Origin of the sequence: Pseudomonas chlororaphis, assembly GCA_001023535.1 — a bacterium.
GTDB lineage: Bacteria > Pseudomonadota > Gammaproteobacteria > Pseudomonadales > Pseudomonadaceae > Aquipseudomonas > Aquipseudomonas chlororaphis_E.
Genome location: CP011020.1, coordinates 5,637,165 through 5,651,547 on the forward strand (window position 1 = coordinate 5,637,165; position 14,383 = coordinate 5,651,547).

Annotated in this window: 13 protein-coding genes; 9 read left to right on the forward strand and 4 right to left on the reverse strand. The window is 53.9% G+C overall.

The genetic code is table 11. The annotated features are described in order from the left end of the window. Positions 1–2 precede the first annotated feature (2 nt). Both VM99_24585 and VM99_24590 read left to right on the forward strand, forming a co-directional pair. Positions 3–311 (forward strand): hypothetical protein, encoded by a 309-nt coding sequence (locus tag VM99_24585; protein ID AKK01084.1) that lies wholly within the window; start codon positions 3–5, stop codon positions 309–311. A gap of 10 nt (positions 312–321) precedes the next feature. Next, positions 322–1,860 (forward strand): membrane protein, encoded by a 1,539-nt coding sequence (locus tag VM99_24590; protein ID AKK01085.1) that lies wholly within the window; start codon positions 322–324, stop codon positions 1,858–1,860. Here VM99_24590 and VM99_24595 read toward each other — a convergent pair. Next, complete coding sequence (locus VM99_24595) at positions 1,853–2,263, reverse strand: hypothetical protein (protein AKK01086.1); 411 nt, start codon at positions 2,261–2,263, stop codon at positions 1,853–1,855. The two genes, VM99_24590 and VM99_24595, sit on opposite strands and share 8 nt — an antisense overlap. A gap of 447 nt (positions 2,264–2,710) precedes the next feature. On the opposite strand from VM99_24595, the gene VM99_24600 reads away from it, so the two are divergent. Both VM99_24600 and VM99_24605 read left to right on the forward strand, forming a co-directional pair. Beyond that, entirely contained in the window at positions 2,711–3,040 is a 330-nt protein-coding gene (locus tag VM99_24600) for a hypothetical protein (GenBank protein ID AKK01087.1), read from the forward strand. 120 nt (positions 3,041–3,160) lie between these two features. After that, positions 3,161–4,141 (forward strand): DNA primase, encoded by a 981-nt coding sequence (locus tag VM99_24605; GenBank protein AKK01088.1) that lies wholly within the window; start codon positions 3,161–3,163, stop codon positions 4,139–4,141. A gap of 271 nt (positions 4,142–4,412) precedes the next feature. Here the strand turns inward: VM99_24605 and VM99_24610 are convergent, their stop codons facing one another. Next, entirely contained in the window at positions 4,413–4,607 is a 195-nt protein-coding gene (locus tag VM99_24610; protein AKK01859.1) for a hypothetical protein, read from the reverse strand. A 232-nt stretch (positions 4,608–4,839) separates the two neighbouring features. On the opposite strand from VM99_24610, the gene VM99_24615 reads away from it, so the two are divergent. The 4 genes from VM99_24615 (at position 4,840) to VM99_24630 (ending at position 10,672) form a co-directional block, all read left to right on the forward strand. Continuing rightward, positions 4,840–6,564, forward strand: a complete 1,725-nt coding sequence (locus VM99_24615; GenBank protein ID AKK01089.1) for a relaxase — start codon at positions 4,840–4,842, stop codon at positions 6,562–6,564. A gap of 324 nt (positions 6,565–6,888) precedes the next feature. Continuing rightward, a complete protein-coding gene (locus tag VM99_24620) occupies positions 6,889–7,191 on the forward strand; it encodes a hypothetical protein (protein ID AKK01090.1) in 303 nt (100 codons plus the stop codon). A gap of 823 nt (positions 7,192–8,014) precedes the next feature. Then, on the forward strand, positions 8,015–9,316 hold the full coding sequence (locus VM99_24625) for a hypothetical protein (protein ID AKK01091.1): 1,302 nt from the start codon (positions 8,015–8,017) through the stop codon (positions 9,314–9,316). Between the two features lie 189 nt (positions 9,317–9,505). Further along, positions 9,506–10,672, forward strand: coding sequence for a hypothetical protein (locus VM99_24630; GenBank protein ID AKK01092.1), 1,167 nt, complete (start codon positions 9,506–9,508; stop codon positions 10,670–10,672). 740 nt (positions 10,673–11,412) lie between these two features. Here VM99_24630 and VM99_24635 read toward each other — a convergent pair. Then, positions 11,413–12,159 (reverse strand): hypothetical protein, encoded by a 747-nt coding sequence (locus VM99_24635; GenBank protein AKK01860.1) that lies wholly within the window; start codon positions 12,157–12,159, stop codon positions 11,413–11,415. A 253-nt stretch (positions 12,160–12,412) separates the two neighbouring features. On the opposite strand from VM99_24635, the gene VM99_24640 reads away from it, so the two are divergent. Next, complete coding sequence (locus VM99_24640; protein AKK01093.1) at positions 12,413–13,111, forward strand: hypothetical protein; 699 nt, start codon at positions 12,413–12,415, stop codon at positions 13,109–13,111. Positions 13,112–13,191: 80 nt separating this feature from the next. Here VM99_24640 and VM99_24645 read toward each other — a convergent pair whose 3' ends face one another. Next, entirely contained in the window at positions 13,192–13,785 is a 594-nt protein-coding gene (locus VM99_24645; GenBank protein AKK01094.1) for a hypothetical protein, read from the reverse strand. Between the last annotated feature and the right edge of the window lie 598 nt (positions 13,786–14,383).

Consider the following 14,383-nt stretch of genomic DNA (forward strand, 5'->3'; position numbering starts at 1 on the left):
TCATGAATCGCTCATTCCTATTCACATTGCTTTCGAATCTGGTGATTGCCGCGGTGATGATCCTGACCGCCACACTGGTCGCCTGGCTCGGTAGCACTGCGCTGAGTAGCTTCGAGACCTGGCAGCAGGCATTCGAATCCGCACGGCCCTATCTACAGTGCTGGCGTGCCCTGCTCTACGGTGTCCTCTTTGCGCTCTGGTGGGATTTGCTTCGGCGCTACCGACAACGACCACCAGATCGACTCCGCGTCAAACGCATCGGCATATTAGGGCTCGTACTCCTTACCTGCGTCGAGCTCACCCGACTGTGAGGTCACCACCATGCTCATGAGCACCAACAGCTACCTGGAGTTTTACCTCTCGCTGCTGGGCTGGATCATCAACAATGGGGTTTGGAGCGTCCTGTCCGACACGGGGCTGTTCGCCGCGCCCTTCGGTGCAATCGTCTTGCAGGAGTGGCTGTCGGCACGTCAGCAAGGCGCAGATGAAGGCAACAAAGGACTACTGTCGGTACCGCGGATCGAGAACCGCTTGTGGCTGGCCTACATAGTCGTGTTGTTCGGTTGCGCGCCGGTCTTTCCGTTGAGCCTCGCCTCGATGGCGTTCGATGATGCGGCGAGTCAGCGCTGCGGTGTCAGCGTGGCCAAGCCAGCAGAAACTGCCTGGGGGACCACCTTTAATACCATCGGCGAGCGCTCTGCCAACGTCCCGATATGGTGGTTTCTGGTGCATGCCTTGAGCAAAGGCGTAACCGCCGCGGCCACTGCCTCTGTCCCCTGCGCGCCAGACATCCGGCAGATGCGTATGGAGATCGACAGCTCTCGCATCGATAGCCATGTGCTGCTGCAGGAAGTCGCCGACTTCACTCGTGACTGCTATGGCTATTCTCGCTCTCGGCTGTTCACCAACCGCCCGCAGTTGGACAAGGCACAAAGTCACGACGCATCCTGGATCGGCTCAAGCTATTTTCTAGACACGCCTGGCTATTACGACACCGATCGCTCACGCACCCCGCGAGTCAGCTGGTCGTATGACGAAAGCCGCGACACTTCATTGCCGCGGCTGGAGAATGGTGCGGGGTATCCCACCTGCAAACAGTGGTGGAGCGACAGTGGGATCGGGCTACGCGATCGCTTAATTGAGCAGCTCGACCCTTCGCTTTTGACTCAGTTGCAAGGTTGGTTGACTGGTCATTCGAGCAACGAGATCGAGGATGCCACCCTGCGTGAGCTGGTCAGTCCACGTCAGCAATCGATGTCCATGTCGCCCGGACAGGTGTATCAGGACTATGGCTCCAGTGCCCGCGGCGGCTCGATCAATCAAGGGCTCAATAACCTGGCGACCAACACTGGGCTGGCCCTCGGTTCCTTCAGCAATTTCCCGGCGATGAATGCGCTACGCGCTGCCCTGCCGATGGTGCAGGCTTTCCTGATCATGGGCGTCACCATCAGCTTGCCGCTGATTTTGCTGGTCAGTACCTACCAGCTAAAGACCGTCATGACAGTGACGTACGCGCTGTTCACGCTACACATGCTGACCTTCTGGTGGGAGTTGGCGCGCTGGGTCGACTCCAGCATGCTCGATACCTTGTACAACCACGTTTCGGCGTCCAATCAGGTGCTGTTGTCGTTGCCCACATCCGGATTTATGGATGGAACGGTCACGGCGCAGGTGATTGAGTATGTGATGGGGGCGATGTTCTTGGTACTGCCAGGTCTATTTCTGGTGGGTATGAGCTGGGCAGGCTACTCAATTGGCAGCAGCCTTGAAGGTATGCTTGGAAGTGCAAGCAAGGCAGCGCATGGCGCCGCAGGCAAAGGCGCAGATCAGTTGATGGGAGCAACGAAAAGGATCATCTGACATCGCTATTCGATGATTTGGAATGACCAATGTAATGGCCATTGTCATCGTAATTGCCTAGATAGGAGTTGGCCCCTAAAAAATCTGGTCCCGGATCATTGTCTTCAAGATTCGCGTTCTTACCAGCCTTCGACACCAGAAACACAATCACAGCAATCATCGTTGACACAGAAGCGACCAGCCAGAAACCGATAAAGAGCATCCCTAGGATTAGAACCAGCTTCGCAACCAGAAAGCTCCCACGAACCAATAGCCCACCTGCGGGCATTCCTGCCGCCACAGCACGCTTGGCCACACGAAATTCAAATTCCTTCACCTTGCGATAACCACGTTCTGCCGACATACCGCATGCATATGCCCAGCGGTATGCGCGGGAAATCTGTACGGGCTGCTGAGCCGGCATGATTGCGCCCTCTTCTAAGCGTATTCCTGTGGGAATCGAGATTACAGCCTACTACTGAAAACCGCCCATGCTTAACCGTTTATCAGCTTGGTCGCTCGAAAACTCTTCACTGGAAGACAGAAGACGCACCTCTTGCAGCAGCGCCGCTATGGCCGTTGACCCATGCAAATCATCCAGCTACATAGAGGATACGGATCGCTGTTATCGACAGCGCCTTCCCAGGTAGCCAGAGCCTTCAAAGCTACGTCACTCCAGTGATGGTTCCCCCAAGTGCGATTGCGTTCGGCAGCTCGCACGGTCATCGTTTCATACGGTGATGAACGCCCACTGCTCTTCCGAGCACCTTTCGAGCTCTGCTCGTCCTAAACCCTCTTCTTTTCTTCAACCCATTGCGGGAATTCCTCCCCTACGGGACAGGTTTCTTCGCGCGATCAACGGAGGTACACCATGTCCGACTCACTCACATCCGATGCGTTGAACGCCCTGAGCTTGCCCGTCGTGTTCACTCCAGACGCTTGGCAACGTGCAGTACTGCTCAATGGCTCAAGTCATCCTGAGAAGCTGCAAATCGATAGATTGAGCAACGTATTGCGCGCAGCCTTTAGAGCTCATCTGGCCCATCCAAACGCACCCTTTGTGGTGTTCGAAGTAGCCACAACCGACTCGACGGGGCATGCCGATCAGCACACTTCGATGCAACTGAAGCTCAGCCTGCTTCATGCACCGAACCAACCTGACGCCTTATTGATAGCGCTTGCAGAAGAGCATCAACGCTAAACACACACGGCCATACCCGGCCACAGATCGGGCTGTGCGCAGTCCTGCATCAATCCATCACCCACCGGGGAACCCTCCCGGACGGGCAAGGCGTTCCTCCTTTCTCTCGAGGAAAATGCCATGCGCAATATTTACCAAGACGTGACGGATAAGATCGTTACCGCGATAAACCAAGGCGTAGTCCCTTGGATCAAACCTTGGTTATCAACTGGCTCAGCTGATGTCGGTCGTCACCAACCCTACCCCATTAATGCGATCACGCAGCGTGCCTATTCGGGCATCAATTTGCCGTTGCTCTGGGTCGAGGCCAGGTTGCAGGGGTTCACTCAGGATCGCTGGCTGACCTTCAACCAGGCCCAAAAAGCCGGCGGACACATCCGTAAAGGTGAGCGCAGCACTCTGGCAGTGCTCTACAAGCCGATGGAGCGCGAGGAGCAAACCGAATCAGGCCAACCCGTACTCGATGAAAACGGTGAGCCCAAGGTCGCCCACTTTGGCATTCTCAAGACGCACTTTCTGTTCAACATCGAGCAAACAGAGGGGCTCGAAACGCTCAACGAAACCTTGCTCGAGACGGAACCAAGCGAGCCCTTCTGCCCCAACAGCGCTGCGGAAAACCTGTTGTTAAGTTCGGGCGCAAACATCATTCATCGGCCTGCCGACGAAGCTTTTTACCACCCGATCAGGGACCTGATTCAACTGCCGACGAAAGCGCAATTTCACGATCAAGGTGGATACTACGCCACCGCACTTCACGAACTGACGCACTGGACCGGACACCACTCTCGATTGCAGCGCGAGGGCGTGACCACACCTTGTCCATTCAGCTCGCCAAGCTATGCATTCGAGGAGTTGGTCGCCGAAATGGGCGCCGCTTTTTTATGTGCATATGCCGGTATCCAAGGAGAGCTTCGGCACGAGGGTTACATCGATTACTGGCTCGGCCTGCTCAAGGCTGACAACCGCGCAATCTTCCGAGCCAGCGGCCAGGCTCGATGCGCCTCGGAGTATGTGCTCAATCTGGAGCAGCAACAGAAGCAAGCATTATTGGAGGACCCCGCGGAGCAAAAACACGAACGTCTGATCGTGAGCCACTCTTGAACTCACCGCCTCAGATCCTTAAGGGCCCAACGCAAGTTGGGCCCTTTTCTATCAGCTACGTCCCTCCTTGAAAGACCCGCTTCAATGTCAGCAGACGTGCCGTGAATCATCACGAGCGATGGTGCTCAATTAGTAGTCACCCCATTGCAATCAGCGTACGCCGTGGCATGTAGAGTTTTATCCACAGAAATACCCACGCTTTTCGTGAATAACTTTACGGCTCGCTTCCGAGGGCCATCCTAGAAAGCTGCAGCGCTACGGACGGTTGAGGTCAGTCATCCAGGTTCTCTGCCAAAAATTCGACCAGATCAAGAGGGCTTTGGCTGTCGATTACTTTGTAGATCAGATCGCGCTTGCTGCGCGGCAACTTCTTGACCACGCTCTTCGCTGAAGCCCTGACGGCTTCGTCTGTTCCATGGATACGTGCCGCGAGCAAAAGTATGAGCGTGGCGTCAGTGAGATTCATGGCAAGACCCGATAAAATTCGCACCGCAGTGTAACGACACTTTCCTTTTTCATACCAGTACGAGCCACCTAACAAAACGGCACCAAGGTAAATCGTTATTCCAGTTGCCGCACAAAGGGATATACGGAAAAAGGACGGGTAAGGGTTGGAAGGGGAATGGGGACTCAAGGGTAAGAGCTCTATCCGAAAAGGCTAAAAGGCCACTGACCCTGCCATTTCCCGGGAGGCCACAATGCTCAGTCTGTTTCGTCACAAAAGGCAGAAGCCCTCACCGCCACCCACCGTCAGCGTCATCGAAGGTTACCTGGCCATCGAGTCGTCCAAGAGCTTATTAGCAGTCGAACACCGCCGCCAGTTGCTCGATCGTATCTGGCAGTACACCGCCCTCTCCCATCAGCAGTTCAGCCAGCTCTACTTAAATCCGATCCATCTCTACGCCGAGCTCGTCCAGCAGCTTCCAGCCAGCGAGACGCACCATCATGCTTATCTCGGCGGCATGCTCGACCATGGCCTCGAGCTGGTTGCTTGCAGTTTGAAATTGCGTCAGTCGTATCTGCTTCCCACCGGCGCCGCGCCCGAAGACCAAGCCGCCCAGACCGATGCCTGGTCGGCTGGCATCGCCTATGGCGCCCTGCTGCATGACATCGGCAAGATCGCCGTGGATCTGCTGGTCGAACGCCAGGATGGTCGTGTTTGGCATCCTTGGCAGGGCTCCCTGGATCAGCCCTACCGTTTTCGTTACATCAAGGGTCGTGACTACCACCTGCACAGCGCCGCTGCAGGTTTGCTCTACACCCAAATTCTCGACCGCCCAATCCTCGATTGGCTCAGTGGATTTCCGCCACTGTGGGCAAGTCTGCTGTATGTCCTCGCGGGCCAGTACGAACGTGCCGGCGTGCTCGGTGAGTTGGTGATGCAGGCCGACCGTGTTTCCACCGCACAGAACATCGGTGGTAACCCGAGCAAGGCGCTGCAAGCACCAACTCACTCGCTACAACACCATTTGATCAGCGGACTGCGTTATCTGGTTCAACACGAGCTGAAACTCAACCAGCCGGGTGCCGCCGGATGGCTGACCCGGGATGCCCTGTGGCTGGTCAGCAAGACGGTCACGGATAAGCTGCGAGCTTATCTCCTGTCGCAATCGATTGAAGGCATTCCCTCATCCAACCTCGCGGTGTTCGACGAGCTGCAGTCACATGGATTGGTTGAGTCCACGCCGGAAGGCAAAGCCATCTGGACCGCACTTGTGGCACAAGGAAATTGGCAGCAGAGTTTCACCTTTCTTCGCCTTCAGCCGGTGTTGATTTGGGGGAATGAAGACCGGCCTGAGGCTTTCAGCGGAACGGTGAGCATTGCAGCCCATGACCACTCTACTGACACCCCGGTACCAGTAGCAGCGCCCGACACAGGCAGTGCAGGATCAGGTCAAAGCCAACCGCAGCCGGATCCATTGGCACGAGAGGATGCCGATTACCTCGGCACGCTGCTGGACATGTTCGAATTGAAAGAGCCTGAAGCCAGAGACGCACTGTCAGAAAGTGCTGTCGAAACTTCAACGCTTCAATCGGATAGCCCAGGCCAGGTATTCCTGAACTGGGTCAAGGAAGGCATTCTCAGCCACAAACTGATCATCAACGACAGCAAGGCCAAAATCCACACGGTGGGTGGCAGCGCATTTCTGGTCACGCCTGGTCTCTTCCAACGTTACGCGCAGGAGTTTCCCGGTATTTCTCAGGGCGCTTGCCAAAAGATCGAAGAATGGCGTTGGGTGCAAAAGCAGTTTGAGAAGCTGAAGGTTCACAAGAAGCGAGACAACGGTCTAAATATCTGGACATGCCAAGTGCAAGGTCCCAGGAAGAAAACGACCTTGAAGGGATATCTGATTGCGGAGCCGACGTCACTTTTAGAATCGATACCGTCAGATAACCCTTTTCTCGCGTTTGATGAAAGCTAACGAGGCTAATCAAACTCTTCACTTTTGTTATATCGAATCTGCTCCGCAGGTCGAAGTCGAGTGCAGTACGGCCTACCCGACGGTTACCCCAGCGCCCCCCCTGGTGACCTACAAATCTGGTAACGAATTCTGAGCCCAGCACATGATCCCGTGTGAGACGATCCACGTCGAACTCATTGACGGGTGAACCCCATGATTGCAGCTCTGAGCCGTACTGCTCCGATAGATCGCAAAGACCCACCCAAGCGCGTTTTATACCTGTCATTGGTAGCGATATCCCCTTGCCTGGTACTCGGCGCGTTATGGAAGCAAGGTGACTTGACTATGGTGTCCAGCGCGATGACATTGGCCGCCTCTGCACTCCTTCTGCTCAATTTGGAGAGGATTCAGGACTACGTACGCCCAGAGTGGGCTCGCGAGTACGAAGCCAAGCTGGCTCCCCTGCAAGCACGTCTACTGGAGCAGGATCTGAGTGCCTCGGAGCGCGAGCTTGTCCTTAATCGAATCGAGGATCTCAACGATCGCTACCACCTGGTCACAAGCCCAGCTGTCACCTATCGCTGGATCAAAAGGATGGGCGCTGCCATGGGGAGTATCGCCCAGTTCTTGCGATCAAGCTCGCATTAAGTCCGGATTGCATCGTCCCAATGCTCGCAGCACCTGATTGGCGATAAGCCCAGGTAGCTGCGAACGATCAATCTGGTGGCTGCACGATCTCCTCCAAATCTTCTTCCGAGTCATCACAGAACGCATCTACCGGCCCCGCCTTGTAAGGTCTGACATCATACATACGCTTCTTGATATCTGGATTGAACCACCCTTGTACAAAAATGAAATCCCTTCAACGACCCAGCTGGACAGCTTGCCCGATCCAGCTCATCTGTGAGTGTCTGACCTTGCTCGCATCGATCACAGCACTCAGCATTTGAGTCATGTGAAGGTAGAGCTAACGTGCACCGGCGCTATCGTGTAATACCTGCCGGCCATCCTCTGCACAAACCCAGAACTTCGATCTTGCTCGAGTTCCACCAGCCGATCAAACTCAACCCCGACATTCTGTGCGACTTCGAACAGCCTGAGGTGGTTGAAGCACCACCAATGACATCCTTGCCCCTGGGTGGGTATATGGACGCTCAGCCGGTCAAGATTCTCGACGCAGCTCTCCCTGGCGGCCTTGAAGGCCTGTAACCGCTCTGCTGAGAGCGTCGCGTCGAGTGTGCGCCTCGCTGTGGTGGCAAGAGCAGAGTACCGCGAGGTTTGTCAGGAGTGATCTCGACTCTCCGACCAAGGCCGGATATGGTGAACCACAGGAAGGACGGCGTTCTGCATGCACTTTGTGCGGATGGGATTCAGCCTACGGGCTTAGCACCATGTTCTCACTCGATCAAACAACCTGTGACACCCCGTGTACCAGTGCAGACCACGTCGGCCGATAGGATCACGTTGAACAATGGACAAGCCAACCGCAATAGCCAGTGATGCTCTCGCCCGCGCCTGGCTGGAGCAGTTCAATCTTGGCGATCGCTCGCGCGCCCAGAAACTGCTAGAGGCGTTTGCCTTCGTATCTCGAGATGACTTCATCGATCAAATGCGTGCCATGCTTCTGCGGGAAGCAGAAGCTACACAGGGTACCGTTGCTCTGTATGCCGAGCGCGAGCTTAGGCATCGCCTAGGTAAGCCGAACCGTTTATTCAGCGAAACCCGACGCTCCGTCAAGCGTGCCACCGGCGCAAAAGGGCCTGACGCGGTGAAGCCAACGAAAGCCTATGACCCCTCGGTTGGCAGCGAAGGCATAGTCGCGCAGATGATTTCTCAGCTTTGCCAGGAGTATCCAAAAAAATTCTTAAACCATCCAGGCCCAGAGCAGATACGCAGAAAACGTGCACGGGCTTTCTGGGTCGTTACGGACCTGATTGGAAGCGGTGATCGAGCATCGAACTATCTTGAAGCGGCATGGTTAGTCAGATCCGTCCGCAGCTGGTGGTCAGGAAAACTGATGAGGTTTGCAGTCATGGCGTATTCCGCCACTGAATCTGGCGAGCGCTCGGTAGCCAGACATCCGTCCAAACCGACGATACATATTGTTCTGCCCTGCCCCACCATCGACACCTGTTTTTCCCTTAAAGAAGCCGAGCAGATGAAGACGCTCTGCACCACTTATGATCCCACTGATGGAGAGCCAGGCCACGGCCCTTGGTTTTGGAGCGGTTCAAGCCTTGGCTACGGCAACACTGGAGCTCTGCTTGTGTTCGCACACGGTGCGCCAAACAACGTACCACTCATGTTTCACAAAGCCTCAAAAGACAAGAAAAAAACATGGACGCCTTTATTCCCTGCTCGGGTTTCAGCCGGTATCAGCAAGGAAGTGTTCGGGATTGACTTGACGGCCGAGAGCATCAGCGCTCGCTTGGCTAACCTCGGCGATAAGAGCCTGGCCAAGTCGAAGGCGATCTTGAAATCAGATATAGGCACAGGACAAGCTTTTCTGGTGCTAAGTGCGCTGTTGCAGCGTTCCCGCTTGAACGACCGGGCACTCGCCACTCGAACCGGCCTGAAAACGTATGAGCTGACGAATCTTCTCCGAAAAATGACTCAGTATGGCTGGATCGACTCACAACGCAGACTGACCGACCAGGGTTACGGCCAGCTCGCGCATGCCAGAAAACAGGAACATCTTGCTAAAAAAACCACACCTGTTGGCAATCCGATTCCAGAACCGTACTATCCCTCCTCGTTGAGGCATCCAATCTAGATTCTAGCTCCGGCGTACGTTCCTAGAATGTTGCTGCCATGATGGGTTGGATTCTCAACTCATCACCGGGCGCAGATTACTGCTGCCCTATGTCTTAGCTCCTGCTTACGGTTAAGCGCTCACGCCACAGCCTAGTGGCGTAGCCTTCTGCCCGCGGCGCGAGCACTCACCCTGCGGGTGTCAAAGTAGATGAAGGATTGGACGCCTCAACACTACCGCCGAGCCCAAGGCGCAAATAGCATTGCCCCTCTGGTGATGGACGCTGCGATCGTGACCTCTCAGAAGACGGTCGCTGTTCACCCATCGCTGCCCCCAATACTGACCCTCAAGCACCTCGCCCACCTTACCCAAGTGTCTTATAAGCACCTGCGAGATTACGTTACTCGCGAAGTTGAGTCCTACAAGGTTTTTCGCGTTAGAAAACGCGGCCGACTGGGCCAGCCCACTTCATTCCGTGTGATCTGCGTTCCACCTCCAAGCCTGTCGGTAGCCCAACAGTGGATCGCGCAACACGTATTAGCTAAAGCCAAGCCTCATGCGGCCAGCACAGCCTTTGCACCGAACTGTCGGCTAATTGACGCGGCCTCGCCTCACTGCACGAGTCGTTGGCTGATCAAGGTCGATGTGAAACGCTTTTTCGAGTCGATCTCTGAAATTGACTGTTACCGGGTCTTCCGCAGCCTCGGCTACCAGCCCTTGGTATCCTTTGAATTGTCACGCCTCTGCACCCGCACCGCTAACTTCAGTCGTATACGCCGCACGATCAAATGGCGCCGAAAAGTCTCCTTGTCCAAGTCAAAGATTCCCAACTATGCATCACGGAACATTGGTCATCTGCCACAAGGCGCCGCAACGAGTCCCATGCTCGCAAACCTTGCGATGAGAGAAGCCGACATTTTGCTGACCGAGCTAGCCGAGCGGCTTGGGCTGACCTACACGCGCTACGCGGATGACCTGACCCTCTCTACAACCGACGTTACATTCGATCGGGAGCAGGCTCGTCGGACAGTGAATGAGGTCTACAGGATCCTCCAGCGATTTGGGCTCAACCCGAATCTCGCCAAGACTACGATCGCCTCACCACGGAGTCGAAAAATCGTCCTGGGCCTACAAGTGCATCAGGAAACACCGAGGCTGACCCGCGCGTTCAGAATGAAAATCCGGATGCACCTACATTACCTAGAGCGCAAGGACGTCGGGCCTTTGACACATGCAGAGCGTCGAGGCTTTTCAGCAGTTGCTGGCATGCGCAACCATCTGATGGGGCTCGCTGCCTACGCCATTCAGATCGAGCCTGACTACGGCAGAGAGGTAAAAGCAAGACTGGAAGCTGTGGAGTGGCCGGTGCTGTACTGATGCCCCACCACCAAACGGGTATGACACCCGACGAAAGATGACAGCCGTGCAGGTTGAAAATTAAACCGTCCATCGAAGTCACCTTCCCTATTCCGGCCAATGCGAATGAACAACTGTTCGCCCTGGGTCTTTGCCCAGTCTTCCGCTGTGTGCGACACCGGCGGCAACTCGATGGGCGGTTGATGTGGCCACAACTTGCCGATTTCACTCGCCCACTGCGTCGGTAGGCGTGTAAGAACGTCCTTCAAATAAGCATGGGGATCATGCCCGTTGAGCCGGGCATATTGGATCGAACTCATAATTGCAGCCGCCCGTTTTCCGCTGCGTAGCAGCCCTGCAAAGAGCCGGTTCTTTCGTCCAAGAACCCATGGTCGGATCTGGTTCTCGCACCAGTTGTTGTCAATGGGGACGGCACCGTCATCAAGGTAGCGCGGCAGTGCTGCCCAGCGTTTCAGGCTGTAATCCAACGCTCTGCTGATAGCCGAATCATCCGGCACGAGGTCCCGCTGGCCGATCATCCAGACATGCAGCTTCTCCATCACCGGTACGGCTTTTCCTTGCCGTATTCGGCGCCGTAAATTTGGCTCCAGGTCGCGGCCTTCGCTCTCGCTTTCGTGAAGCAACTGGCTGATTTCACCTTCACGCGCTGCTTACCTCCGATGGGTCATCCATTAAGCCGCCGGCTAAAGCTCAATGTAGGAGGCTCACTGCTTGTTGCGCAGCCCACCCATAGCCTAGTTTCAGGATGCACTGGACGCTAAGTAGGGACGAAACCCAAGGCCGAACACGTCCTCGAGCATGAAGGCTTCCTTGAATTGGATTCCGGGATTCAGATGGAGGATTTGGTGAATTTCTGTTTTATGGGCATCAGGCATACGTGCACCAAAAATGATTGCTGAGATCGGCGCCGGGGCCCGATAAAGCTTATCGCCTGTAAGCGCAAGGGCTCTCCATTCTCTCTCGTAGCTCCACTGCTTGGCCTTCGTATACACACAGACGTCGATGAAGCTCTCCTCAGCATCGGCAGGCAGATCTTTCAAAGAGAGCGACGGGTAGATCTCGGTGTATTTCACGGGTTGAGCAAGGCGTCCTAACAGACACATATCATCGATCATGAACTCGATGCAAAAACCCTTGTGGTACTCAGCGTAGTGAGACCACATGAGGATTTCTTCGGGAGTCTCGCTGAGGCAGAGAACCCCGATTTTTTGCATGTGCGCGCGTAGTGACTCCCGAAGCTCAGCATACGCGGCCTCGTCCAATTCACTCGGTGCTTTCAAGGCATCGTCCACCACTGCATTTTTCGTGACGATCTCGAGAGCATGTGCGACAGACTCGTGCAGCCTCTTGGGATCTAGATTAATGGCACAGTCGAAAGGATCGTTGAAGCTAGCAGGGCTGGACATCCAAACGGTGTTTTCACTCAACGACTGCAATGAGTACTGCGTGAAGCTTTGGTACTTGTACAGGAAAGGCGGAGTTTTCATGGTTGTCCGAGAGCTATGATGCTGAATGATTGGCATAGAAAATGGCCGCGCGAAATCATAGCCTGCCCCGGTTACAGGCAACATGAGTCTTCCACTTTGCATCATGAAAGGTCGATTGATATGCGACTACAAACAGGCATTTTGGAATTTTTCTACTAAAGGGCTAAAACCGTGCCAATAGATAAGGCATCAATCCTGCAAATCATACAGACCAGCGCGTTTGTGGCACTTTAATCGATCGTGAGGAAACTAGATGCTGCATTGGATCACCTGCCTGTTTGGCCTGTCTCGCCGCTACCTCCCGTCGAGCCACCACGAAGACATTTCTGGGAGCTTCGAGCCGACCCTTGATGACCTGCGAGCTGAGGCAATTGACTTCGAAAGACAGGTTAAAGCCCATATCGGTCGCGAGTCAGGAAAAATGCCAACTGGCCCCCTGGGTCAACTGATCCGCGACATGCTGCCCAAATATCCCAAGTACCCCCAAATCCCGGGATTCTGGGATGGTTTCGTCGTCGAAGCAGCAGCCCTTAAAGAGCTGCGCAACAACATTGCTCACTCTGATGTCCAAGGCCTCCCGCCTCTTCCAGAGATTTATGGGCGCTTCAAAAAAGCAAATGATGTTCTCCGCCCATTCACCGTGTGTAGCGTTCCTCGTGATCGCTTCACTCAGTTTTTTTGGGTGAAAAGCCTCTTGCACTTTAAAATCGACGAACAGGTGTTCCGATTGTCCGAGCGTGACATCGAGAACCTCCTCGTCGAGCTGCATCCATCGTCGCGAGGAAAAGTGCGTTTCAAGGCTGGCAAGCAGATACACAGTGCGATGCTCGACATCAAAAATGAGTCACGAACCTACTTTGTCGAAGACTGCGCCCCCTTCAACCTGGACGATCAGGAAGCGATGGCTCTCGACGATTTGTTGATCTCGTACCTAGGGCCTGTACGTTATTAGGTAGCCACCGGCGATCTTTCTTACGATAGAAGGTGCAAGACAGAGTCGCGTCTATTCAGCCACAAGAGCGAAGTCAGCCACTATCTTCTCGTCAAAGAAAAATGCCCCTGACTTTTCCGACTTGTAAAATAGTTACCTCTCAAAACATTTCCTTCGTGCCCATAAAGCTTCAAAATGGAAGCCCCTTCATAACCACTTCCAGCCGAATCTTTTGAACCTTTAGGAACGATCCTATAAAAGTAATAAAGAACTGGGCGAGCAGAATTAACATCCTTGATAGTTTTTACCACGAGCGTTTCAGAGTCTGAGCTTTCAGAATGAACTTCCATGCTCACCGAAAACAAACTTTGCTTGATATTGGCGACTGCCTTTTTCGTCCCCTCCGCACCGTCCCACAGATACGTGATATCCATATCCCACATACCATTCAAGTCGGGAAAAACCCAGTCATTCAAAATCGGAAAGCGATTCCATATTTTCCTCCAGAGGAAGCTGCTCAACACGAACAATGCTAATTCTAATAACACGGCCCCGCCAACCACCGCTCTGAGAGCTTGCTGCAGCGTCACCTCGAATCCACAGACAAACATTATAAATATCAATAATGTTACGAAAGCAGCATAGATCTTAGCAACGAGTACAATTGCTTTTAGCGGAGAAAGAGTAGAAAACATTCACACCTCCTGGAAATAGACTTCACTTCCATCTTTAAAAACCACTATCCCAAGCCTTGGCGTGGAAATACCGGTGAATATAACGCCGGGCAAAAGTGACCCGAATAGGGCCGCTAAATACCGACCACCAAATGCCCGACTTCGATTCGGTAAAATCCCAGGAGGAATCGGAGGAGAGAAATACTGCGTCAAGGAAACAATTCGCAGATCGGAATTTAAAATATGAAATCCATCATGCAAGTCATTATTGGGATTTGATATCTCAGCTAGACACCTAACAGAGTCTGTCATGCCATTTACTTCCAGGTCGACACGCATTGGAAATACCGGCAGATTAATACCATCTTCCAATACAATCACACCCAGCCCGGAAAACTCTTGCCCAGAAAGCGCGGTTATATCTCTGAGCAAATCAACCAATCGCTCCAACATTACTTCATCGCTCACGTAGTCGCACAATAAAAACCAATCCAAAGCTTACTTACGGCTCTGAATTACGCACCGAACGTCCCTACCCTATCTATCAACTAGCTATTAAGCACTCGATTTTTTAATAATTTATCAACTCGAGAAATCAGTACTTCGATGATATAAACCA